The organism is Cobetia sp. SIMBA_158, assembly GCF_046566945.1.
GTDB classification, from domain to species: Bacteria; Pseudomonadota; Gammaproteobacteria; order Pseudomonadales; family Halomonadaceae; genus Cobetia; species Cobetia amphilecti.
Genome location: NZ_JAWJYL010000844.1, coordinates 1 through 248, shown reverse-complemented (window position 1 = coordinate 248; position 248 = coordinate 1). Strand labels below are relative to the sequence as shown.

Sequence of the window (248 nt, the reverse complement as noted above, 5' to 3'; positions counted from 1 at the left end):
AATGGATTTTTAAGGTGGCGCTTATGTACGCAGTAATTGGAGCAGGTCCAATGGGTCTCGCTGCAGCCCGAAATTTGCAAAAGCTCAATATTCCTTTTGTCGGCTTTGAGCTACATACAGATGTAGGGGGCCTATCGTATATCGACAATCCGCACAGTACCATGTATGAAAATGCACATTTGATTTCGTCTAAGCGTATGACGGAGTTCAAAGAGTTTCCTATGAGTGACTCAGTCGCGGCTTATCCT

General features: G+C 44.8%; 1 protein-coding gene. It reads left to right on the top strand.

Annotation, left to right across the window (positions count from 1 at the left end):
* Positions 1 to 23 precede the first annotated feature (23 nt).
* Positions 24 to 248, top strand: a 225-nt coding sequence (locus tag R2R70_RS22215) for an NAD(P)-binding protein (RefSeq protein WP_410979234.1), incomplete at its 3' end; no start/stop codon positions are given.